This is a genomic window from Actinomadura hibisca NBRC 15177, from assembly GCF_001552635.1.
GTDB lineage: Bacteria > Actinomycetota > Actinomycetes > Streptosporangiales > Streptosporangiaceae > Spirillospora > Spirillospora hibisca.
The window spans coordinates 102,187-123,169 of record NZ_BCRO01000051.1 but is presented as its reverse complement, the minus strand read 5'-3'; the positions used below and the strand labels follow the sequence as shown (position 1 = coordinate 123,169).

The window sequence follows — 20,983 nt, the reverse complement described above, 5'->3', positions numbered from 1 at the left end:
ACAGGCCCACCAACCCCAACCCCGCGCCCAACCACCAACCCAGCCCGCGCGGGGTTGATCCAGAAGCATCCAGAAGCCCACCAACCCCGCGCCCCGCGCCCGACCGCCAGCGTCAACGTCGGCACCAGCATGAACAGTTCAGCGGTCCCGGGCAGGACGGCTACCAGCAAAATCCTTTAGCGATCGCTACACAAACAAAGAGATCATGGCGGCCCGGTGATTGACCGCGCAATGATGGAGCCCCCGGCGAAGGAGCGTCCATGGCCCGCGACACGGCCCGCGACACGGCCCGCGATGTTGACCTGTCCCCTCCCCCTCCGTCCGGCGGCGCGGGCACCAGGACGGCCCACCGGACCTGCCCGCTCTGCGAGGCCCTCTGCGGCCTGGAGCTCACCCTCGACGACGCCGGGACTGTCATCGGTGTGCGCGGCGACCGCGACGATCCGTTCAGCAAAGGCTTCCTCTGCCCCAAAGGCGCCACCCTCGGCAGCCTCGACGGCGACCCCGACCGTCTCGCCGAGCCCCTTCTCCGTGGCCCGGACGGGCACGCGCCCGGTGACTGGGACACCGCCTTCGCCACCGTCGGCCGCGAGCTGCGCCGGATCGTCGACGAGCACGGCCCCGACGCGGTCGCGGTCTACCTCGGCAACCCCTCCGCCCACACGGTCGCCGCGCCCCTCTACGGCGGCGCGATCATCAAGGCGCTCGGCACCGGCAACGTCTACACCGCCAGCACCGCCGACCAGATGCCCAAGCACGTCAGCAGCGGCCACCTGTTCGGCGACCCCATGGCCGTCCCGGTGCCCGATCTCGACCGCACCGGCCACCTGCTGATGCTGGGCGCCAACCCGCTGGAGTCCAACGGCAGCCTCTGCACCGCGCCCGACTTCCCCGGCCGGCTGAAGGCGATCCGGGCGCGCGGCGGCAAGGTCACCGTGGTCGATCCGCGCCGCACCCGCACCGCCGCGCTCGCCGACGAGCACGTGTTCGTCCGGCCCGGCACCGACGCGCACCTGCTGATGGCGCTGGTGCACACGCTGTTCGACGAGGGCCTGGCCACGCCGCCGCAGGACGTCAACGGCCTGGCCGACCTCCGTGCCCTGGCCGACGACTTCTCCCCCGAGCGCGTCGCGCCCGTCACCGGCGTGCCCGCCGACACCACCCGCCGCCTGGCCCGCGAGCTGGCCGCCGCCGAGCGCGCCGCCGTCTACGGCCGCATCGGCACCTGCACGCAGGCGTTCGGCACCCTCGCGAGCTGGCTGGTGGACGTCCTGAACGTCCTGACCGGCAACCTGGACCGGCCCGGCGGCGCCATGTTCCCCAAGCCCGCCCCGCTCCCCGCCTACCGGCGCAAGCGCCCCTTCACCACGGGCCGCCGCCACAGCCGCGTGCGCGGCCTGCCCGAGGTGAACGGCGAGTTCCCCGTCGCCACCCTCGCCGACGAGATCACCACGCCGGGAGACGGCCAGATCAGGGCGCTGATCACCATCGGCGGCAACCCCGCGCTGTCGGCCCCGGGCGCGGCCCGCCTGGACGCCGCGCTCGCCGGGCTGGAGTTCATGGTCAGCGTGGACCCCTACCTGAACGAGACCACCCGGCACGCGCACGTCATCCTGCCGCCGCCCCGGCCCACGCAGAGCCCGCACTTCCCGCTCGCCCTGCTCGGCTTCGCGGTCCGCGACTACGCGCGCTACTCGCCGCCGGTCTCCCCGCTGCCGGAGGGGCGGCCGAGCGAGGCCGAGATCCTGGCGCGCCTCGCCGTCCTCGCCTCCGGCCTGGACGGCACCCCCGAGGCCCTCGACGAGATGATCATCGGCTCCACGCTGGGCAAGGCCGTGGCCATGGCGGGCTCGCCGGTGCACGGCCGCGACCCGGGCGAGCTGCGCGAGATCCTCGCCGAGCAGGGGGCCTCCACCGTCGAGCAGCGCCTGGACATGATGGTGCGCCTCGGCCCCTACGGCGACGGCTTCGGCGCCGACCCCGCCGGGCTCACCCTGCACCGGCTGCGCACCGAGCACCCGCACGGTATCGACCTGGGCGCGCTGCGGCCCCGCCTGGCGGAGGTGCTGTGCACCGCCTCCGGCCGGATCGAGCTGTGCCCGCCGCCGTTCGCCGCCGACACCGCCCGGCTGCGCGCCTCCCTGGACGGGCCCGCGCCCGAACTGGTGCTGATCGGCCGCCGCCACCTGCGCTCCAACAACAGCTGGCTGCACAACGTCCCCGAGCTGGTGCGCGGCTCCAACACCTGCACCCTCCAGCTCAACCCCGACGACGCGGGCCGCCTCGGCATCGCGGCGGGCGACCGGGTGCGCGTCACCTCCCGCGCGGGCGAGCTGGAGGCGACCGCCGAGCCCACCGACGCGCTGATGCCGGGCGTCGTCAGCCTGCCGCACGGCTGGGGCCACGCCCTGCCGGGCACCCGCGCGCGGGTCGCGGCGCGCAACGCGGGCGTGAACGTCAACGCCGTCACCGACGAGCAGGAGATCGACCCGCTGTCGGGCAACGCCGTCTTCAACGGCGTGCCGGTGACCGTGGCACCCGTCACCTGAACGTCCGGCGGCGCACCGCGCCCCTCGGCGTCCGGCGGCACCGCGCGCTCGTGACGTCCGACCGCGCGCCGCGTCCCCTGGCGTCCGACGGCGCGGCGCGCGGTCCCGGCGGCCCTAGGCGGCGCGGCGGGCCGACTCGATCTCGGCGGAGATCGCCCGGCACAACTCGGCGTGGGTGTCGGCCTGGACCAGCAACCGGCATCCGGCCCGGATCTGGTCGATGGTCAGCGGATCGGCGCTCGTGCGGAACGCCCACCAGCGGTGGGCGTCGCTGTGCCAGGCGCCCCAGCCGGGGAAGCGCGCCTCGATGTCGGCGATCAGTGACTCACGGGTCAGGGTCGGCGGCTGCGGCCCTCTGGCGGCGGGGGCGGGCGGCGGGGGCGGGGGCACGTCCATGATGATCGGCTCGTCCGGTCGCGTGCGGTCGACCTCACTGTATGCGATGGCCCCGTTCCGGAGAAGGCAGTGTCCCGTGCCCGGTCCTGCTGGTTTAGGCGGCCTTACCCTTTGGTAGGTACCTGGCACCGTGGGTGCGCGCCGAGAACTCGCCGAACCACCGGACGGCCCGCGGGCGGGGCCCCGGGCGGTCGCGAACCCCTCCCCTCGGGTGGCCGCGAGTGATCACGGAGACTAGTGTCGCACCGAGCGTCCCGTTGAGGCCGTCGTTATCGGTACCGGATGCACGCACCCGAGGAGGGACATGAACCGACGGGCGAGCAAGATCTTCCGGCGTGGCGGGCGGCCCCAGGCCGCCTCCGGCCTGGTGGAGCTGACCGAGGGGCTGGAGCACGCCCGGGGCCTGGACCGCGCGGCCCGCACGCTGTCGACGGCGGTGCGGCGCGCGCTGCCCAAGGGGCCGGTGAAGGACGTGCTGCACGGCGTCCCGGCCGGGCACCCGGCGCACCCGCCGCTCACCGACCTGCCGATGGGCGCCTGGATCTCGGTGGCCGTCCTGGACCTGCTGCCCGGCACCCGCCGCGCCGCGCAGGTCCTGGTCGGCGCCGGGCTCGCCGGGGCGGTCCCCACGGCGCTCACCGGGCTCGCCGACTGGTCGGCGCTGCACCGCGAGCAGCAGCGCGTCGGCCTCGTCCACGCCATGGGCACCACGACCGCGACGCTGCTCTACAGCGCGTCGCTGGTCGCCCGGACCCGCGGCTACGACGGCGCGGGCAAGGGCCTGGGGTACGCGGGCCTGGGCGCGCTGATGGTGGGCGGCTACCTGGGCGGGCACCTGGCGTTCCGGCAGGCCGCCGGGGCGAGCCACGCCGACCAGGTGGCGCACCTGGTGCCGCTGGGCTGGCACGACCTGTGCTCGGTCGACGAGCTGCCCGACGGGTGGCCGGTGCAGCGCCGGCTGGGCTACATCAGCCTATTCGTGCTGCGCACCGGCGACGACGTCCACGTGCTGGCCGACCGGTGCAGCCACCTGGCGGGCCCGCTCCACCAGGGCCGCGTCATCACCGACGACAACGCCGACCTGTGCGTGGTGTGCCCGTGGCACGGCAGCACGTTCCGGGTGGACGACGGCTCGGTGGTGCACGGCCCGGCGACCGGCCGCCAGCCGGCGTTCGAGAGCCGCGTGCTGGAGGACGGCACGGTCCAGGTGCGCCCGGCCTCCTGATCTCGTGGCGAAGGGCCCGGACCGCCTGCGGTCCGGGCCCTTCCCGTTGTGCGACGTGTCCGCCGCCCCGGTTACTCCTCGCCCTCGCCCTGCTCGTCGGCGATCGGGTACTCGACCAGCGCCAGGACGCGGCTCGCCATGAACCGCGCGGTCCGCACCTGGGTGCCGGTGCGGGTCACCTCGCTGACCTCCACCACGCCGCGCCGGGTGGCGATCTCCACCCGGCGCCCCGCGCGGGTGGCCACGACCTCGTAGTTGCGGGTGCCCTCGCCGCCCGCGTCGATCACGATCTCGACCCTGTCGCCCTTCATCGGCCGCGCTCCTACATTGTCGAACGTATATTCGAATTATACCCGGCAAAGGTGCCGTTCAACCGTGAGAAGGGGACGAACGTCCCCGGCTGCGGGCGGGCGACCGCAGCACGGGGAGAGATGAGGCGGGCAGGGACCAGAAGCCTCCGGCGGAGGGCACAACGCCCCGGAGCGGCGGTCAGTCGCCGGTCAGCATCACGACCAGCGCAACGAGGCCCACCACCACGATCACCCCGCGCAGCACCAACGGCGGGATACGGCGGCCCACCTTCGCGCCCAGCAGGCCGCCCAGCGTGGACCCCACGGCGATCAGCAGCACCGCCAGCCAGTCGATCCTGGTGTCGGAGAACACCGACATCCCGATGAACAACACCGCCGCCGAGCCGTTCACGATGGCCGACAGCACGTTCTTGGCCGCGTTGACGCGCTGGAGGTCGTCGTCCAGCGCGATGCCGAGCAGCGCGATCAGCACGATGCCCTGGGCGGCCCCGAAGTAGCCGCCGTACATGCCCGCGCCCAGCACGCCCGCCCACAACCAGGGACCGCCGTGCGGGCTGTGGTTCTCGCGGCGGGACAACACCCACTTCTGCACGCGCGGCTGCACCACCACCAGGATCAGCGCGATCACGATCAGCGCCGGCACGATGACCTGGAACGCCTCGGCGGGCAGCCCCAGCAGCAGCGTCGCGCCGACCAGCGCGCCCAGCATGGACGCGCTGCCCAGCCGCAGCAGCCGGCCCTGCTGCCCCTTGAGCTCCTGCCGGTAGCCGTAGGCGCCGGTGACCGAGCCCGGCACCAGGCCGATGTTGTTGGAGACGTTCGCCACGACCGGCGGGAAGCCGAGCGCCACCATGGTCGGGAAGGTGATCAACGAGCCGGAGCCCACGATGGTGTTGATACCGCCCGCGGCGATCCCGGCCCCGAAGATCGCGGCCGCCTCCAGCACTTCCACCTGCGCCCACCTCAGCCTTTACGTTTTCCGTACCGTTCCCCGATGGTAGGGAAGGCCGGGGTGCGCGCGACGGTCGGGGGCCTTATCGATGGAACGGTCCCCTTTGCTCCACCGGCTCAGAGGAGTTCGCGGAGGCGGGCCGCGTAGGCGCGCGGGTGGCTGGTGTTGCCGTTGTGGCCGCCGGGGAAGGTCCGCAGGTCCGCGCCGACGAGGTCGGCCAGCGCGGCGGCGCACGCGCGGTCGAACACGCCGGGCGGGGTGGCGCGGCCGGCGGCCGGGACGATGCGCGTCGGGACGTCCTTGAGCGCGGCGACGTCGAGCGTGTCGCGGACGATCGCGGTGAAGTCGTGCTCGACGAAGAAGGCGAAGTTGGCCACCCGCTGCGGGGTCATGGGCTGCGGCGTGAGGTCGGGCTCGGCCTCGGCCCCGGCCGGGTCGATGCCCAGCGCCTCGGCGATGACCTTGAAGGTCGCGGCGAGGCCGTCGCGGCGGTGGATCCGCTGAATGTGCTCCAACTCGTGCTCGTGGTGGGCGCGCTGGTCGGCGGGCAGCAGCCGGGGCGTGACGGGCTCGTGGGCGATGAGCGTGCTGATCCGGCCGGGGTGGGAGACGGCCAGGTGGAGGCCGATGGATGCGCCCAGGCTGCACCCGAGCATGGGGACCGGCTCGTCGGTCAGCTCGGCCAGCAGGCGGCTCACGTCGTCGGCGTGCTGGGCCAGGGTCACGCCTCGGGCGGGGTCGTCGGGGACGCTGCGGGACAGGCCGCGCCGGTCGTAGGTGATGACGGTGTGGTCGGCGGCGAGGTGGTCGACCAGGTCGGTGCTGCGCCCGGCGTCGCCCTCGCCGCTCTGCGAGATCAGCAGCAGCGGTCCGGTGCCGCGGACCTCGTAGTAGAGCGTGGCGTCCGGAACGTGCAGGAACGTGCCCGTCGTGGTGTCCATCTTGGGGTCCTCTCGGTCGGTGCCGTCCCCACCGAAGATAAAGCATCAAACTTGATACATCAAGACTGATGCATCAGAAATGATGTAAATTGGCGGCATGAACGGAGTCGAGCTGTTCCTGCTGGGCCGGACCCTGATGAAGATCGGCGAGGAGGCCCTGCCCACCGAGGGGATCGGGCGGCACTCCACCAGCGTGCGCACGGTCCTGATCGTGGCCGGCGACGTGCGGGCGCACCCGGGCAGCGCCGTCGGGGAGATCGCCGCCCGGACCGGCCTGCCGCAGAGCGCGGTGTCGGGGGCGGTCGCCCGGCTGCGCGAGGCGGGCGCGGTGAGCACAGACCCGGACCCCCGCGACCGGCGTCGGCTGCTCGTCCGGCCCGCGCCCGCGGCTTCCGAGCGGGTGGAGGAGGTCAGGTCGGTCCCCGTCGACGCGGCGCTCGCGACGGCCCTGGGGACCGACGACCCGCAGCGCGTCGCGCAGGTGGCCGCCTTGCTGGAGGAACTCGCCCGGCACCTGACACCGGAGGCGGTCGCCCGGCTGCGCGACTAAGGACCTACTGCCGCCGCGCCGTCACAAGGGCGGCGCGGCGGTCGGTCGACGGGCTTGCGTCAGCGGGCCACGCGGGCGTACCAGCGGCCGTTCTGCCGGTCCACCGTCAGCGGCACCCCGAAGCACGCCGTCAGGTGCTCGCGCGTGAACACCTCGTCCACCTTGCCCTGCGCGACGACCTCGCCCCTGCGCAGCAGCAGCGCGTGGGTGAACCCGTCGGGCACCTCCTCGACGTGGTGGGTGACCATCACCGTCGTGGGGGCGTCCGGGTCCTCGGCGAGCCGGCCGATGCGGTCGACCAGGTCCTCGCGGCCGCCGACGTCGAGCCCGGCGGCGGGCTCGTCCAGCAGCAGCAGCTCGGGGTCGGGCATCAGCGCGCGGGCGATCTGCACCCGCTTGCGCTCGCCCTCCGACAACGTGTCGAAGTCCCGCTTGATCAGGTCGGCGCAGCCCAGCGCCTCCAGCAGCGCCACCGCGCGCCCGAGGTCGGTGGAGTCGTACTCCTCCCGCCAGCGGCCCAGGATCGCGTACGAGGCGGTCAGCACCAGGTCGATGACCTTCTCCCCCGCCGGGACGCGCTCGGCGACCGCGGCGCTGGCGATGCCGATGCGCGGCCGCAGCTCGAACACGTCGGTGCGGCCGATCTCCTCCTCCAGGATCTCCACCCGCCCGGCGCTGGGATGCAGCAGCGCCGCCGCCACCTGCAGCAGCGTCGTCTTGCCCGCGCCGTTGGGCCCGACGATCACCCACCGGTCGCCCTCGTTCACCGTCCACGTGACATCGCGCAGCAGGTCGGACCCCCCGCGCTTGACCCCTACACCGCGGAGTCGCAGTACCTCGCCGGCCATCGCGCGCCTTTGTCCCCTATCCGATGTTCCCAGGTGATCCGATCGTCGGATAAGAACCTATGCGATGGGGAGCACTTATGGTGGACGGCATGGACGCAGGGTCTCGGCGAGGTTCGACCGACAACGACGCCCGTGACGCGGCGACCGCGCTGGTCGCGTGGGGCAACGTCTGGCTGACCGGCCACGTGGGGCTGGACGAGGCGGTGGACGCGGTCGAACTGCTGGCCGGCCCGCAGGTCCTCGGCGGCGATCCGGCCGAGGTGTCGTTGCGGCGCGGCCTGGGCGACCTGCGGGTCGGCGGGCTGACCGCGTTCCGGCTCGCGCTGCCCGCGCCCGGCGACCCGCTCGGCCTGACCGGCCCGCCCGACTTCAACCGCGCGGCGCTGGAGGCGGAGGCCGCCGTGGTGCTGACGCTGCCGACCCGTGCGATCGGTCTGGTCCCGGCCGTCGACCGGCGCGGCTCGTCGTACGTGGGACTGCGCTGGGAGATGCACGACGCCTCGCCCGCCCAGCCGGACGTGCCGTCGCTGGCCGAGGCCGACCGGGGGCTCATGCTCACCATGCGGGAGGCGACCGAGGCGCTGCTGGCGGTGGACGACGTGGCGGGCGTCCCGCCGGAGATCGCCGACGCCCTGGTCGACCTGCGCGACCCGGAACGCGACGACCATCCGCTGGCCCCGGGATACCCGCAGCGCGCGCACCGGGTGGGGGCGCTGGCGGCACGGTTGTCGCTGGTGGTGGACCTGGCGCGGCGGATGGACGCGCGCGGCCTGACCTCCGACCAGGTCCAGCGGCGCGACGCGGCGCTGCGGTCGCTGGACGGGGCGGTGCGGCGGGCACTGGTGGCGGCCTGCAACAGCGCCTTCGACCACGCGCGCTGACGGCCCCCGCGCGCACGGATCCCGCGCGCTGACGCGCCCCACGTACTAACGGTCGGCGTCGGCGCATCGGCTCGCACGTTGACGGGCTCCGCGCTGACGGCTCGCACATCGACTCGCACGCTGACGGCCCGCGCGCCTTTCGCCGGAACGGCGACGGGCGCCCCCGCGTGATCGCGAGGACGCCCGTTCGACTCGAATCCGTCCCTCAGGAGCGGACGACCAGCGTGTTGCAGATCTTGTCGGCGAAGGTCTGCTTGCGCTCGTCCCACAGCGGCCACAGGAAGCCGATGTAGCAGGCGAAGCCGTCGGCGATGTGCGCGATGCGGCGCAGGAACGCGCCGCCGAAGCCGATCGGCTGCCCAGTCTGCGCGCCGACCAGCCGGATGCCCATCTGCTTCTTGCCGAGGGTCTGCCCGGTGGTGCCCTCCATGTAGATGAGGTAGATGCCGGCCGCGGCGTAGCCGATGAGACCGACGAGCACCAGCAGGCCGCCCAGCCCCGAGCCGTTGGCGAGCATCATGTAGCCGATGAAGTAGATGATGCCGGGAACGGAGAAGAACGCCAGGCCATCGATGAGCGAGGCGCCCACCCGCGATCCCCACTCGGCGAGCTGCCCCGTCGAGCCGTAGTGGTGGTGGTGCACTTCCTGGTAGGGCTGCTGCTGCCCGTAGCCCTGCTGAGCCGGCTGCTGGCCGTAACCCGGCTGCGCCGGAGGCTGGCCGTAACCGGGCTGCGCGGGCGGCTGGCCGTAACCGGGCTGTGCCGGGGGCTGTCCGTACCCGGGCTGCGCCGGAGGCTGACCGTAGCCCGGCTGCGCCGGAGGCTGGCCGTAACCGGGCTGCGCGGGGGGCTGTCCGTACCCGGGCTGCTGCTGGCCGTACCCGGGCTGCTGCTGCCCGTAGCCCGGCTGCTGCTGGCCATACGGGTCGTAGGGGTTACCCACACTTGCTCCTTCATTGGTTGACCCTGTGGTTGTGTGACGCCCGCCGGACCCGGAAGGCTCCGCGAAGTCTGGCCGACGACGGACGACGGCTCAAACTCGCAGGAGGCCCAGCCTGGCCAGTTGCCACACTTCCGCCCCTACGAGGGCGGCACCGATCAGCCAGGACCGGGTCCTGGGCCGCAGTGCCAGCCACCGGTCCCTGGCGACGGGCGCGACGGCGACGCCGAGCGCGCCGGCGAGGGCCACCGGGTTCGCCAGCAGGGCCTGGACCGGACGGCCCGCACCCAGCTCGATGAACACGGTCGTACCACCGCACAGGGGACAGGGAACGCCGGTGATCGCCCGCAGGGGGCACAGCACACCGGGGTCGTTGACACGGTGGATCCACGCCGCGCCGACGGCCGCTCCGGCCATCGCCGCGATCCGCAGCAGCACGCCCATCGGGCCGTGCCGCGCGGTGTCCAGGGTTCGGCCGAGCACGCCGCCGGGCGTGCCCTGCGATGCACCGGCGACCGCGGTCCCGGGCGCTCCCCCCACCTGAATCCTCCGCCTCCTGACTTACGTCCGAGTGACCCGTATATCGGGTGCACCCTGAGGCGGGTCAAGACCAGGAGGTCATCCGCGATGGGACCGTTACCTGGCGCGTGAGCCACACCACCTCACGGGTCAGGGTAGGACAAACCAGACGAGCATTCGGGTTTTTCGGGCACAGTTCGCCGGACCGTGATGTTCGCCTCCACCAGGCTGAACGCCGCCTGAAGACGTTACGCGCGCGCCGGACCGCCGTCGGGCCCTCCCGGCGGACCGCCCGTCAGGCCGTCCCGTCAGGCCGCCCGCGCCGACCGGCCACGCCGACCGACCGTGCGAACCGACCGCGCCGACCGGCCGTGCGAACCGACCGTCAGGACTGGCCCGCGGCGCCGACCACCAGCGCGCCGCCCGGGTCGGTCAGGTGCTCGGCCTCCACCACGTCGGCCACCACCGCGGTGATGTTGTCCGGGCCGCCGTTGTCGCGCGCCAGCTGGATCAGCCGCGCCACCGCCCGCGCCGGGTCGGCCTCCGCCGACAACACCTCGTAGATGGTCTGCGCGTCCACCGGCCCGCTCAGCCCGTCCGAGCACAAGAGGTACCGGTCGCCGAGCCGCGCCTCGCGCAGCCGCAGGTCCGGCTCGCGGTCCGCGCGGCCGTCCAGCACCCGGTACAACACGTGCGACAACCGCGACGTCTCCGCCGGGTCGGCCGTGCCGCCCTGCTGCTCGGCCTCGGCCTTGAGCAGCTCGTCCATGGTGTGGTCCTGGGTGATCTGGAACAGCTCGCCGTCGCGCAGCAGGTAGCCGCGCGAGTCGCCGATGTGCGCCAGCGCGACCGACGTGCCGTCCCACAACATCGCGGTGAGCGTGGTGCCCATCCGGCTGAGGTCGGGCCGCTCCTCGCGGACGATGCGCAACTTCTCGTTGGCCTCGGCGACCGCGCGGCCCAGGCCGTCCAGAAGATCGTCATTGGGGGCGTCGGTGTCCAGCGAGCGCAGCGAGCCGATGACGGTGGAGCTGGCGACCTCGCCGCCGGCGTAACCGCCCATGCCGTCGGCGACCGCGATCAACCGCGCACCGGCGTAGCCCGAGTCCTCGTTGTTCTCCCGGTTGCACCCGATGTCACTGCCTGCTGCGTACCTGATTGCTACGTTCATACCGATTTCGATGACGATCCTGTCGGAGGAGTTGATGTCTCAGTCGCCGGCGAGTCCGTGACGGACGGCGTACAACGCCGCCTGCGTCCGATCCTGTACTCCGAGTTTCATGAGCAGATTACTGACATGGGTCTTGACCGTCTTCTCCGAGACCACCAGCGCACGCGCGATCTCCCGGTTGGACCTGCCCCGCGCGATCTGCACGAGCACCTCCCGCTCCCGTTCGGTCAACGTCGCCGGCCCGCGCTCGTCGGTTCCGGCCTGCTCCGCGCGCACCATCGCCTCGGCGGCGTCGGGCGCGAGGAGGACATGCCCATCGTGGACCGCTTTGATCGCCTGCACGAGCGCGCGCGGCTCGACGTCCTTGTACAGATACCCAGCCGCTCCCGCCTGTACAGCCGGCAGCACGTGCCCACGTTCGGTGACGCTGGTCAGGACCAGCACCCGAGCCCGGACCCCGCGAGCCCGCAGCTCCGTCAGCGCGGCCAGACCGTCGGCGCCCGGCATCTTGAGGTCCATCAGCACGATATCGGGCTCCAGCGACTCGGCCAGCGACACCGCCGACACGCCGTCCTCCGCCTCGCCGACCACCTCGATGTCGGCCTGCACGCCGAGGAAGGTGCGCAGGCCCTGCCGCACGATCGGATGGTCGTCGGCGATCAGCACCCGGATCGCCCGTTCCGGCGGCGCGCCGGCCGGGCGTGGCGCGGTGCTCTCCCGCCTCACAGGGGCACCTCCAGTCGTACGGTCGTCCCCGCTCCGGGCGAGGTGTCGATCGACAGTGTGCCGCCGATCGAGCGCGCGCGGTCCCGCATCGACGCCAGGCCGAGGCCGCCCTGCGGGTCCTCGCCGTCGCCGAAGCCCGTCCCGTCGTCGGCCACCGCCAGCTCCACCCGCTCCCGTCCCGCGCCGATCCGGACCTCGACGCGGCGCGCCCCGGCATGCCGCAGCGCGTTGTAGAGCGCCTCCTGCGCCACGCGGAACAGCACCGCCTCCTGTTCTTCGGGCAGCACCACCGTGCCGGACGCGTCGAAGCGCACCGTCGTCTCGTAGGCACGGTCCAGGACCTCCACGTGCTTGCGCAGCGAGGGCACCAGGCCGTCGGCGAGGTCCGCCGGGCGCAGCTCGAAGATCACCGCGCGGAGCTCGGCCAGCGCCTCGGCGGCCAGCCGCTCCACCTGGTCCAGCTCGGCGACGGTGCGGACGGGGTCGCGGTCGGCCAGCGCGGCGGCGGCCTGGGCGGTCAGCCGCAACGAGAACAACTTCTGCGCCACGGCGTCGTGCAGCTCGCGCGCCAGCCGGTTGCGCTCGGCGACGACGGTCAGCTCGCGGTTGTGCTCGTACAGCCGGGCGTTGGTCATCGCGATGGCGGCGTGCGCCGCGAACAGCGTCAGCAGCTCCTCGTCGCCCTCGGTGAACCCGCCCGGCACCCGCTTGTTGGCCAGGAACAGGATGCCGAGCACCCGCTCGCCGTCGCGGATCGGCACGCCCAGGAAGTCCTTCAACACCGGGTGCGCGCTCGGCCAGCCCTCGAAGCCGTCCTCCTTGCGGATGTCGGCCACCCGCAGGGACACGTCGTCGCGCAACATCGCCGCGAGCATCCCGTGCTGGCGCGGCAGCGGGCCGATCGCCTCCCAGTCCTCGTCGGAGACGCCCTCCACCACGAACTCGGCGAACGAGCCCTCGTCGTCGGGCACGCCGAGCGCGGCGTAGCGGGCGTCCAGGAGGTCGGCGGCGGCCCGCACGATGACCTGGAAGACCTCGTGCACCGACAGGTGCCGGGTGACGGCGAGGACGGCGGCGCTGACCGCGCGCAGGGCCGCGTTCGACCCCGGCGGCTCCTCGCAGGTCACGCGCTGACTGCCCATCGCGGTCCGTCCGGCCTTTCCTCCACCGGCGAGCGACTCCGGCGCTCACTGTGAAGACCGTACTGTGTTTATGGCGTCCCGGCCCAGGGCGCTCGCCTAGCGGCTCGCACCCTGACCGTGCCTGGGCGAGTGCCACATCGCTTCGCGATCTGGTCCTGCGGGGGCTCGCCTTCGGCCTTGCCCCCGCCGGACCAGTTCGTCACTCGCGTGGCGGCTGGGGTTTTTGGGGGGCTTCAGACGGGTCCTAGGACCAAGGTCTTGGTTCTTGGGGGCTTCGCGGCCGATGTGCGGGGGGCCGCTTGATCATTAGTTTTCCGGTATGACCACTACTCGTCGGATCGCGCTTGTCACCGGGGCCTCTCGGGGGTTGGGGCGTGCCCTGGCGGTTGGGTTGGGGCGTGCCGGGTGGCATCTGATCGTTGATGCTCGGGATGCTGGGGCGCTCAACCGGGCCGCTGGGGAATGGGAGCGGGTCACCGTCGTTCCCGGGGACGTCACTGATTCCGCGCATCGTGCTGAGTTGCTTCGGGCTGTTGTTGGCTTGGGCGGGCTCGATCTGCTCGTCAACAATGCCGGGACTCTTGGCACCGTTCCGCTGCCCACGCTTGCTGAGCAGCCCTTGCCTGATCTCGTTGCCGCCTTTGACGCCAACGTCATCGCGCCGCTCGCTCTTGTCCAGGGCCTCCTTCCTTCCCTTCGGGAGCGGCGGGGGGCCATTCTCAACATCACTTCCGACGCTGGCGGTGAGCACTACCCCACCTGGGGCGGCTACGGCGCCACCAAGGCCGCCCTGGATCAGATCTCCGGTGTCCTGGCCGTCGAGGAGCCGGACGTGCGGGTCTGGTGGGCCGATCCGGGCGAGATGCGCACCGACATGTTGCGTGCCGCCGGCGAGGACGCCGATGCCGCGCCGCCGCCTGAGGAGGCGGCCGGTCGGCTGCTCCGCCTGGTCGCTGAGCGGCTTCCCAGCGGTCGTTACCGGGCCGCCGATCTGGCGGGAGACGGTCGATGACCACGATTCTGGAGTCCTCCGCGCCGGCTTCCGAGCCCAAGGTCACCGTGCTGGACGGGCGGTACCGCGCGCCCACGCTCGGCATCGTGCTCGTCGTCACGCTGCTCGCCTTCGAGTCGATGTCCGTCGGCACCGTGATGCCGGTGGTGGCCCGCGATCTGGACGGGCTCGGCCTCTACTCGTGGGGGTTCAGCGCCACCCTGATCGCCAGCCTGCTCGCCACGGTCCTGGCGGGCGGCTGGGTGGACCGTTCCGGGCCCGCCCGACCGCTCATGACGGGACTGGTCACGTTCGTCGCGGGCCTCGTGGTCGCGGGCGCGGCCCCCACCATGTGGGCGTTCGTCGCCGGGCGCGCCGTGCAGGGGCTCGGCACCGGCGTCTCGCTGGTCGCCCTCTACGTCGTGATCGCCCGCGTCTACCCCGACGCGCTGCGGCCCCGCGTGTTCGCCGCACTGTCGGCCGCGTGGGTGCTGCCGTCGCTGATCGGCCCGGCGGTCGGCGGGTTCGTCGCCCAGCACGCGGGCTGGCGCTGGGTGTTCCTCGGGCTGATCCCGCTGGTGGTGCCGCCCGCGCTGATGCTGGTTCCGGCGTTGCGCGGCATCGAGCGAAGTGAGGGTCCGCAGGCTCCCGCCGACCGGAGTCGTTACGTCGCGGCGGTCGCCGTCTCGGCGGGTGCCGCTGCCCTGCTGTACGCCCTGGGGCGGCCTGATTGGCTCATGATCCCGGTCGTCCTCGCCGCGCTCGCGGGCCTCGCCTACGGCCTGGTGAAGCTGCTGCCCGCCGGAACGCTCCGGATGCGGCGCGGCCTGCCCAGCGTCGTGCTGGTGCGCGGGCTGATGTCGGGCGCGTTCTTCGGCACCGACGTGTTCATCCCGCTGGCCCTGACCTCCGTGCACGGCTTCACCCCCGTCCAGGCCGGGGTCGTGCTGACGGTCGCGGCGCTCGGCTGGTCGGCGGCCTCGCAGATCCAGGGCCGCTCCACCCGCTCGCGCGGCACGTTCGTGCTGCTGGGCGCGATTCTGGTCACCGTTGGTATCGCTGGTGTCACCCTCGCGCTACAGCTGTCGGGCTGGGCCGCCGCGCCCGCCTGGATCCTGGGCGGCGCGGGCATGGGCTTCGCGGTCGGCAGCCTGTCGTTGCTGCTGCTGAACCAGTCGCCCGAGGCCGAGCAGGGCGTCAACACGTCGGCCCTCCAGATCAGCGACACCCTCGGCTCGTCCTTGGTGGTCGGCCTGGCGGGCGCGCTGGTCACCGGTTTCGGCACCGACCGGCTCGAACTGGGCCTGGCCGTCGCCGGGACGTTGTTCGCCGCGATCGCCGCCATCGCGATCGTCGCCGCCCTGCGCGTGGAGGCCAAGAAATGACCGAGACCGCCCTCGACTTCGTCCTGCCCCCGGACCTGGAGGCCCACGAGCCGCCCGAGGCCCACGGCACGCCCCGCGACGGCGTCCGCCTGCTGGTGGCCCGCCGCGCCACCGGCGAGGTCGCCCACCGGATGTTCGGCGACCTGCCCGAGCTCCTGCGCCCCGGCGACCTGCTGGTGGTCAACACCTCCGCCACGCTGCCCGCCGCCGTGCACCTGGACAGGATCGCCGTGCACTTCTCGACACCGGTGCCGGGCGGCGACGAGCGGTCCTGGCTGGTGGAGCTGCGCCGCCGCGCCGGGAAGGCCACCCTCCCCTACGCGGGCGGCTGCCCCGGCGAGTGGATCCCGATGCCCGGCGGCGCGACCCTCGCCCTGGAGGAGCGCCGCACCGAACGGCTCTGGCAGGCCCGCCTCTCCACCGACGTGGTGCCCTACCTGCGCCGCCACGGCGTGCCGATCCGGTACGGGTACGTGCCCCGCGAGCAGCCGGTGGACGCCTACCAGACGGCGTTCGCGCTGGACCGTTCGGCGGGCGGCGCGGAGATGCCGAGCGCGGCGCGCCCGTTCACGCCCGAGCTGGTCACCCGGCTGGTGGCGCGCGGCGTGCTGATCGCCCCGCTGGTCCTGCACACCGGCGTCGCCTCCCCCGAGGCCCACGAGCCGCCCTATCCCGAACGCTACGAGGTGCCCGCCCCCACCGCCGGGCTGGTCGAGCACGTGCGCGCCCGCGGCGGTCGCGTCGTCGCGGTCGGCACCACCGTCGTGCGCGCTCTGGAGACCGCCGCCGCGGGCGGCCGGGTGCGCGCGGCGTACGGCTGGACCGAGCACGTCGTCACCCCCGAACGCGGCGTCGCCGCCGTGGACGGCCTGCTCACCGGCCTGCACGAGCCCCGCTCCTCCCACCTGCTGATGCTCACCGCCGTCGCGGGCCGCGACCTGCTCGCCGCCTCCTACCGCGCCGCCCTCGCCGAGCGCTACCGCTGGCACGAGTTCGGCGACCTCACCCTGTTCCTGCCCTGACACGTCCGGATGCTGGACGTCGCACACAACGCCGCCGACGGACCGGTACCGTGGTGAGCAGCATGGACGGCTCACCACAGCGCACGCTGCTCATCACGCTCACCGGCCGCGACCGCCCCGGCGTCACCTCGCGCCTGTTCACCACGCTGGCCGAGTTCCCCGTCACCGTCGCCGACGTCGAGCAGGTCGTCATCCGCGGCCGGCTCGTGCTGGGCGTCCTGGTCGCCTACTCCGACGGCGCCGACATCGGGCAGGTCTGGGCCGCCGCCGAACGCGTCGCGGGCGACCTCGACATGGAGGTGGAGCTGTCCACCGGCCGCGACAAGCGGCTGCCGCGCCGCCGCGGCCGGCTCCACGTCACGGTGCTCGGCGCGCCCCTCAAGCCCGCCGCGATGGCCGGGATCTCCGGCCGCATCGCCGCCGGCGGCGCCAACATCGACCGCATCGAGCGCCTGGCGCACTACCCGGTCACCTGCATCGAGCTGGACGTCTCCGGCGCCGACCCCGACGCGCTGCGCGCCGACCTCGCCAAGGAGGCCGCCGAGCAGCAGGTCGACGTCGCCGTCCAGCACGCCGGGCTGCACCGCCGCGCCAAGCGGCTGATCGTCATGGACGTCGACTCCACCCTCATCCAGGGCGAGGTCATCGAGCTGCTGGCCGAGCACGCGGGCTGCCTCGACGAGGTCGCCAAGGTCACCGAGGCCGCCATGCGCGGCGAACTCGACTTCGAGGGTTCACTGCGCGAGCGCGTCGCGCTGCTGGCCGGGCTCGACGCGGGCGCCATCGACGACGTGCGGCGCGAGGTGCAGCTCGCCTCCGGCGCGCGCACCATGGTCCGCACGCTCAAGCGGCTCGACTACAAGTTCGCCATCGTCAGCGGCGGCTTCACCCAGGTCACCGACGCGCTGGTCGACGACCTCGGCATCGACTACTCGGCCGCCAACACGCTGGAGATCGAGAACGGCAAGCTGACCGGCCGCGTGGTCGGCCCCGTCATCGACCGCGCGGGCAAGGCCGCCGCGCTGGAGCGCTTCGCCCGCGAGGCCGGGGTCCCGGTCAGCCAGACCGTCGCGATCGGCGACGGCGCCAACGACCTGGACATGCTCCAGGCCGCCGGGCTCGGCGTCGCCTACAACGCCAAGCCCGTCGTGCGGCAGGCCGCCGACACCGCCGTCAACGTGCCCTACCTCGACACGATCCTGTTCCTGTTGGGCATCTCCCGCGAGGAGATCGAGGCGGCCGACGCCGCCGACCCGCGCTGACCCGCGTGACCGTTCCCACCTGATCCGGCCGCCCTTGAGGTGATCCGTCCGCCCCGTTTCCGGGTACGACCGAGGCGGGACACGCGGGGGGAGACGGCCGGTGCTGCAGCGTGCGCGGGAGGCGTACGCCCGGATCGACGGGCGCGCCGCGCCCTTCTACGGCCTGGCCTCCGCGCTCGCCCTCGCCGTGCCGCTGGTCGCCGGGGCGCTCACCGGCCGCGCCGCGCAGGGCGCGATGATCGCGCTCGGCGCGTACCTGGTGGCGCTGCGCGCGCCCGAGGGCCCCTACGGCGCGCGGGCCCGCAACCTCGCCGGGGCCGTGCTGGTGGTGACGGTGGGCGCGACCGTCGGCGGGCACCTCGCCGGGCACGCCTGGCTGACGGTGCTGGTGGTCCCGCCGATCGTGGCGCTGGGCAGCATGATCTCGTGGATCGGGCCGACGGCCGCGCTGGCGGTGCTGATGACCGCCGTCCGGCCCGCGACCGACGACGTCGTCTACAACGGGTTCCTGGAGCTGCTCGGCGGCCTGTGGGTGAGCGTGCTGCTGCTCGCGCCGTGGCCCGCGCGGCGGATGCGGCCGTTGCAGGCGGCGCTCGCCGAGGCGGCCGAGGCCGTCGCCGAGGCGCTGGACGCGGTCGCCGAGAGCACCACGGCATCTGACGACGACGCCGTCCGGGCCCTGGAGGTCGACGATCCCGACCTGGCGACGGTGGCGCGCCAGCCGTACTGGTCGGAGCGCCGCCGCGCCGCCGCCCGCGCCCTGGGGGCGGCGCGCGGCACCGTCGGCTTCTACCGGCCGCCCGGCGGCGACGAGCCGTCGCGGCCCGAACGGTTCGTGGACGCGCTGGCCCGGATCATGCACGAGACCGTCGCGCTCCAGTCGCTGATCGAGGCCGCCCGCAGGCATCCGCCGCGCCGGGAGTGGGAGATGGAGGCGCACGTCGCGGTCTCCGCGCTGGCCGCGCGGTTGCGGCTGCTGGCGGGCGCGGTCGCCACGGCGGGCGAGACCCCGCTCGGCGACCTGGAGTCGGCGGCGGTGCGGCGGCTGGCCCGGCAGAGCGAGAAGATCCGCCGCGCCGGGCTGGCCGGGGACGAGGACCTGGTCGCCGCCGCGCTGATCGGCCAGATCCGCCGCTCCCTCGACCGGGTGACGGCGGGCGTGGACGGCGCGCGCCGCATCGTCGCGGGCGGGCTGCGCATCGGCGTCGGCCCGCCCCGCCCGCTGCCCGGCGTGCACCCGCTGTCGGCGTGGGCGCGGATGGGCCGGGCCGTGCGGACCCGCTCGCCGGGCTTCCGGCAGGTCGGCCGGGTCGGCCTGGCCGTGGCGGTGGCGATGTCGCTCTCGGCCGCGCTGAAGCTGGCGCACGGCCACTGGATGACGATCACCGTGATGCAGAGCCTGCGCGGCACCTACGGCGAGACCATGACGCGGCTCGCGCAGCGCGTCGGCGGCACCGCGGCGGGCTCGGCGATCGCGGCGGTGCTGCTCGCGCTGGCGCCCGGCCAGGTCACCGCGGCGCTGATCCTGTTCGCGTTCGCGCTGGCCGGGTTCGCGCTGCGGCCGGTCAACTTCGCCTACTGGGCGCTGTTCGGCACGCCGCTCGCGATGATGTTGCTGGACTTCTCCGCGCCCTCGGACTGGACCGCCGCCGGGGAGCGCATCCTGCTGACGCTGGCGGGCTGCGTGCTGGTGTTCCTGGCCGTCCGGCTGCTGTGGCCGACCGGGCACGCCGAGCGCCTCCCGCTCCAGCTCGGCCGCCTGCTGTCGGCGCACGCCGACCTGACCCGCGCCACCTCCCGGCTGGTGGAGGGCGAGCTGGACCGGCTCCCCTTCGACACCACCAGCGCCGCCGAGGACGCCACCGACAGCGTCGCCGCCACCCGCAAGCGGCTGGGCGAGGAGCGGGTGCCCGACGCCGCGCGGATCGCCGAGCTGCGCGCGATCGTGCGCGGCGCGCACCGCGTCCGCGACCACCTGATCGCGATCGGCCGCCTGTCCCGCGAGGAGGAGGTGGACGCGGGGCCCATCCCCGAGATCCTGGACCGCCTGGCCGACCGGCTGGAGGAGGCCGCCGCCGAGCTGGAGGACACCGACCCGCCGCAGGGCGAGGCGGCCCCGTCCCCTGCCGAGCGGCTGGAGGAGGAGTTCGCCGACCTCGACCGGCACCTGGCGGGCCTGGCCCGGCGTCGCCGCGCCGAGGTGAAGGCGGGCGTGGGGACCGACGAGTTCACGCCGCTGCGGCACGCCCTGTTGCAGGTGGCGGGCACCCGCCACGCGGTGCGGGCCCTGCGCCGCGACACCGACGAGCTGATCGGGGCGTCCGTCAAGGCGGCCCGCCCCGAGACCGGGGTCTGAGCGGGTCAGTCCTTGGGCGTGCGGAAGGTGGTCAGCGCGCCGCCGCCGGGCCAGGTCTCGGCCCAGGGGGCGGTCAGCTCGATCACCGCGAGGGCGCAGGTCGGGAAGGACTCCGGGGCGTCGCCGGTCAGGTCGTGCACCACCTGGTGCGTCGACGGGTTGTGCCCGACGACCAGGAGCGTTCCCACGTCGTCGCCGGTCTGGCGCACCAGGTCCAGCACGATCTCGGGCTCGTTGTCGTACAGCCTCGCCTCGTGGCTCACCTCGGTCTTGAGGTCCAGCAGGTCGAGGGTCTGCCGGGTCCGGACGGCGGTGGAGCACAGCGCCAGGACCGGCACCAGGCCCTCGGCGCGCAACCAGTCGCCCGTCGCGGCCGCGTCGCGCCGCCCCCGGTCGGCCAGCGGGCGGTCGAAGTCGACGACGCCGAGACCGGCGACGGCCTTGGCGTGGCGCAGCACGATGAGGGTCGGCATGCCGTCACCCTAGCCCGCGCGGACCACGCCGGACGGCTCAGGGCGCGACCAGGGCCGCCAGCCCCCACAGCACCGCCATGATGCCGAGCATCCCGATCAGGACGATGGCGAAGCCCTTGGGCCCCGAGACCGTCTTCTTCTCGCCGCTCACCTTCACGCCTCCTGCCTGGCCGGGCGGCCGACGGCGGTCGCCCGGGACGATGCCGAACTGCCCCAGCACGAAGACGAGCAGGCGCCTGGCCCACGATTCCGTCCTGTCGCTCACGCACGTGCCTCCTGCCGTGCCGGGCGGGACATCGCGTCCCGCTACAGCGTACGACCGCCGTCCCGCGCTCCGGACACA

General features: G+C 73.7%; 21 protein-coding genes. 9 read left to right on the top strand and 12 right to left on the bottom strand.

Going from position 1 to position 20,983, the window contains the following annotated elements:
• The first annotated feature begins 260 nt into the window (after positions 1 to 260).
• The gene (locus AH6_RS24665; RefSeq protein WP_083983410.1) at positions 261 to 2,549 is read left to right on the top strand and encodes a molybdopterin oxidoreductase family protein; all 2,289 of its coding nucleotides are present in this window, start codon (positions 261 to 263) and stop codon (positions 2,547 to 2,549) included.
• A 114-nt stretch (positions 2,550 to 2,663) separates the two neighbouring features.
• On the opposite strand, the gene AH6_RS24660 is transcribed toward AH6_RS24665, so the two are convergent.
• Positions 2,664 to 2,945: a hypothetical protein gene (locus AH6_RS24660; RefSeq protein WP_083983409.1), complete on the bottom strand. Its 282-nt coding sequence runs from the start codon at positions 2,943 to 2,945 to the stop codon at positions 2,664 to 2,666.
• Between the two features lie 304 nt (positions 2,946 to 3,249).
• Here AH6_RS24660 and AH6_RS24655 point away from each other — a divergent pair, with 304 nt between their 5' ends.
• Positions 3,250 to 4,170: a Rieske (2Fe-2S) protein gene (locus AH6_RS24655; protein ID WP_067483901.1), complete on the top strand. Its 921-nt coding sequence runs from the start codon at positions 3,250 to 3,252 to the stop codon at positions 4,168 to 4,170.
• 71 nt (positions 4,171 to 4,241) lie between these two features.
• Here the strand turns inward: AH6_RS24655 and AH6_RS24650 are convergent, their stop codons facing one another.
• The 3 genes from AH6_RS24650 to AH6_RS24640 form a co-directional block, all read right to left on the bottom strand.
• On the bottom strand, positions 4,242 to 4,481 hold the full coding sequence (locus AH6_RS24650) for a DUF8836 family protein (RefSeq protein ID WP_067483899.1): 240 nt from the start codon (positions 4,479 to 4,481) through the stop codon (positions 4,242 to 4,244).
• Between the two features lie 178 nt (positions 4,482 to 4,659).
• Positions 4,660 to 5,433 carry a sulfite exporter TauE/SafE family protein gene (locus tag AH6_RS24645; RefSeq protein ID WP_067483892.1) on the bottom strand — a complete coding sequence of 258 codons (774 nt, stop codon included), beginning with the start codon at positions 5,431 to 5,433 and terminating at the stop codon, positions 4,660 to 4,662.
• Between the two features lie 116 nt (positions 5,434 to 5,549).
• On the bottom strand, positions 5,550 to 6,374 hold the full coding sequence (locus AH6_RS24640; RefSeq protein WP_067483889.1) for an alpha/beta fold hydrolase: 825 nt from the start codon (positions 6,372 to 6,374) through the stop codon (positions 5,550 to 5,552).
• A gap of 97 nt (positions 6,375 to 6,471) precedes the next feature.
• On the opposite strand from AH6_RS24640, the gene AH6_RS24635 reads away from it, so the two are divergent.
• Positions 6,472 to 6,924 (top strand): MarR family winged helix-turn-helix transcriptional regulator, encoded by a 453-nt coding sequence (locus tag AH6_RS24635; protein WP_174555117.1) that lies wholly within the window; start codon positions 6,472 to 6,474, stop codon positions 6,922 to 6,924.
• A 59-nt stretch (positions 6,925 to 6,983) separates the two neighbouring features.
• Here AH6_RS24635 and AH6_RS24630 read toward each other — a convergent pair whose 3' ends face one another.
• Positions 6,984 to 7,772, bottom strand: coding sequence for an ABC transporter ATP-binding protein (locus AH6_RS24630; RefSeq protein ID WP_067483887.1), 789 nt, complete (start codon positions 7,770 to 7,772; stop codon positions 6,984 to 6,986).
• Between the two features lie 89 nt (positions 7,773 to 7,861).
• On the opposite strand from AH6_RS24630, the gene AH6_RS24625 reads away from it, so the two are divergent.
• Positions 7,862 to 8,653 carry an Rv1486c family protein gene (locus AH6_RS24625; protein ID WP_067483929.1) on the top strand — a complete coding sequence of 264 codons (792 nt, stop codon included), beginning with the start codon at positions 7,862 to 7,864 and terminating at the stop codon, positions 8,651 to 8,653.
• Between the two features lie 205 nt (positions 8,654 to 8,858).
• Here AH6_RS24625 and AH6_RS24620 read toward each other — a convergent pair whose 3' ends face one another.
• The 5 genes from AH6_RS24620 to AH6_RS24600 all read right to left on the bottom strand — a co-directional run bounded on the left by AH6_RS24620 (position 8,859) and on the right by AH6_RS24600 (position 13,151).
• On the bottom strand, positions 8,859 to 9,596 hold the full coding sequence (locus tag AH6_RS24620; RefSeq protein WP_067483885.1) for an RDD family protein: 738 nt from the start codon (positions 9,594 to 9,596) through the stop codon (positions 8,859 to 8,861).
• 90 nt (positions 9,597 to 9,686) lie between these two features.
• Positions 9,687 to 10,133 (bottom strand): DUF2752 domain-containing protein, encoded by a 447-nt coding sequence (locus AH6_RS24615; protein WP_245679453.1) that lies wholly within the window; start codon positions 10,131 to 10,133, stop codon positions 9,687 to 9,689.
• 364 nt (positions 10,134 to 10,497) lie between these two features.
• Positions 10,498 to 11,283 carry a PP2C family protein-serine/threonine phosphatase gene (locus AH6_RS24610; protein ID WP_083983408.1) on the bottom strand — a complete coding sequence of 262 codons (786 nt, stop codon included), beginning with the start codon at positions 11,281 to 11,283 and terminating at the stop codon, positions 10,498 to 10,500.
• 39 nt (positions 11,284 to 11,322) lie between these two features.
• Positions 11,323 to 12,009, bottom strand: coding sequence for a response regulator (locus tag AH6_RS24605; RefSeq protein ID WP_083983407.1), 687 nt, complete (start codon positions 12,007 to 12,009; stop codon positions 11,323 to 11,325).
• The gene (locus tag AH6_RS24600) at positions 12,006 to 13,151 is read right to left on the bottom strand and encodes a GAF domain-containing sensor histidine kinase (protein ID WP_067483881.1); all 1,146 of its coding nucleotides are present in this window, start codon (positions 13,149 to 13,151) and stop codon (positions 12,006 to 12,008) included. Before AH6_RS24600 ends, AH6_RS24605 begins: the two co-directional genes overlap by 4 nt.
• 319 nt (positions 13,152 to 13,470) lie before the next feature.
• Here AH6_RS24600 and AH6_RS24595 point away from each other — a divergent pair, with 319 nt between their 5' ends.
• The 5 genes from AH6_RS24595 to AH6_RS24575 all read left to right on the top strand — a co-directional run bounded on the left by AH6_RS24595 (position 13,471) and on the right by AH6_RS24575 (position 20,167).
• A complete protein-coding gene (locus tag AH6_RS24595) occupies positions 13,471 to 14,163 on the top strand; it encodes an SDR family NAD(P)-dependent oxidoreductase (protein ID WP_067483879.1) in 693 nt (230 codons plus the stop codon).
• Positions 14,160 to 15,527 (top strand): MFS transporter, encoded by a 1,368-nt coding sequence (locus tag AH6_RS24590; protein ID WP_067483878.1) that lies wholly within the window; start codon positions 14,160 to 14,162, stop codon positions 15,525 to 15,527. The genes AH6_RS24595 and AH6_RS24590 overlap by 4 nt, the downstream gene beginning before the upstream one ends.
• Positions 15,524 to 16,549 (top strand): S-adenosylmethionine:tRNA ribosyltransferase-isomerase, encoded by a 1,026-nt coding sequence (locus tag AH6_RS24585; RefSeq protein ID WP_067483876.1) that lies wholly within the window; start codon positions 15,524 to 15,526, stop codon positions 16,547 to 16,549. The genes AH6_RS24590 and AH6_RS24585 overlap by 4 nt, the downstream gene beginning before the upstream one ends.
• A 62-nt stretch (positions 16,550 to 16,611) precedes the next feature.
• Positions 16,612 to 17,811, top strand: coding sequence for a phosphoserine phosphatase SerB (serB, locus tag AH6_RS24580; protein ID WP_067483874.1), 1,200 nt, complete (start codon positions 16,612 to 16,614; stop codon positions 17,809 to 17,811).
• Positions 17,812 to 17,911: 100 nt separating this feature from the next.
• Complete coding sequence (locus tag AH6_RS24575; RefSeq protein WP_067483872.1) at positions 17,912 to 20,167, top strand: FUSC family protein; 2,256 nt, start codon at positions 17,912 to 17,914, stop codon at positions 20,165 to 20,167.
• Between the two features lie 5 nt (positions 20,168 to 20,172).
• Here AH6_RS24575 and AH6_RS24570 read toward each other — a convergent pair whose 3' ends face one another.
• Both AH6_RS24570 and AH6_RS24565 read right to left on the bottom strand, forming a co-directional pair.
• Positions 20,173 to 20,640 carry a SixA phosphatase family protein gene (locus tag AH6_RS24570; RefSeq protein ID WP_157431682.1) on the bottom strand — a complete coding sequence of 156 codons (468 nt, stop codon included), beginning with the start codon at positions 20,638 to 20,640 and terminating at the stop codon, positions 20,173 to 20,175.
• A gap of 37 nt (positions 20,641 to 20,677) precedes the next feature.
• Complete coding sequence (locus AH6_RS24565) at positions 20,678 to 20,905, bottom strand: hypothetical protein (protein ID WP_067483870.1); 228 nt, start codon at positions 20,903 to 20,905, stop codon at positions 20,678 to 20,680.
• Between the last annotated feature and the right edge of the window lie 78 nt (positions 20,906 to 20,983).

Bases quoted from the DNA above. Each gene is read 5' to 3' on its own strand.
- AH6_RS24570 (WP_157431682.1), bottom strand. From the start codon at position 20,640: ATGCCGACCCTCATCGTGCTGCGCCACGCCAAGGCCGTCGCCGGTCTC.
- AH6_RS24640 (WP_067483889.1), bottom strand. From the start codon at position 6,374: ATGGACACCACGACGGGCACGTTCCTGCACGTTCCGGACGCCACGCTC.
- AH6_RS24585 (WP_067483876.1), top strand. From the start codon at position 15,524: ATGACCGAGACCGCCCTCGACTTCGTCCTGCCCCCGGACCTGGAGGCC.
- AH6_RS24655 (WP_067483901.1), top strand. From the start codon at position 3,250: ATGAACCGACGGGCGAGCAAGATCTTCCGGCGTGGCGGGCGGCCCCAG.
- AH6_RS24635 (WP_174555117.1), top strand. From the start codon at position 6,472: ATGAACGGAGTCGAGCTGTTCCTGCTGGGCCGGACCCTGATGAAGATC.
- AH6_RS24590 (WP_067483878.1), top strand. From the start codon at position 14,160: ATGACCACGATTCTGGAGTCCTCCGCGCCGGCTTCCGAGCCCAAGGTC.
- AH6_RS24625 (WP_067483929.1), top strand. From the start codon at position 7,862: ATGGACGCAGGGTCTCGGCGAGGTTCGACCGACAACGACGCCCGTGAC.
- AH6_RS24660 (WP_083983409.1), bottom strand. From the start codon at position 2,945: ATGGACGTGCCCCCGCCCCCGCCGCCCGCCCCCGCCGCCAGAGGGCCG.
- AH6_RS24650 (WP_067483899.1), bottom strand. From the start codon at position 4,481: ATGAAGGGCGACAGGGTCGAGATCGTGATCGACGCGGGCGGCGAGGGC.
- AH6_RS24600 (WP_067483881.1), bottom strand. From the start codon at position 13,151: ATGGGCAGTCAGCGCGTGACCTGCGAGGAGCCGCCGGGGTCGAACGCG.
- AH6_RS24595 (WP_067483879.1), top strand. From the start codon at position 13,471: ATGACCACTACTCGTCGGATCGCGCTTGTCACCGGGGCCTCTCGGGGG.
- AH6_RS24665 (WP_083983410.1), top strand. From the start codon at position 261: ATGGCCCGCGACACGGCCCGCGACACGGCCCGCGATGTTGACCTGTCC.
- AH6_RS24630 (WP_067483887.1), bottom strand. From the start codon at position 7,772: ATGGCCGGCGAGGTACTGCGACTCCGCGGTGTAGGGGTCAAGCGCGGG.
- AH6_RS24610 (WP_083983408.1), bottom strand. From the start codon at position 11,283: ATGAACGTAGCAATCAGGTACGCAGCAGGCAGTGACATCGGGTGCAAC.
- serB (WP_067483874.1), top strand. From the start codon at position 16,612: ATGGACGGCTCACCACAGCGCACGCTGCTCATCACGCTCACCGGCCGC.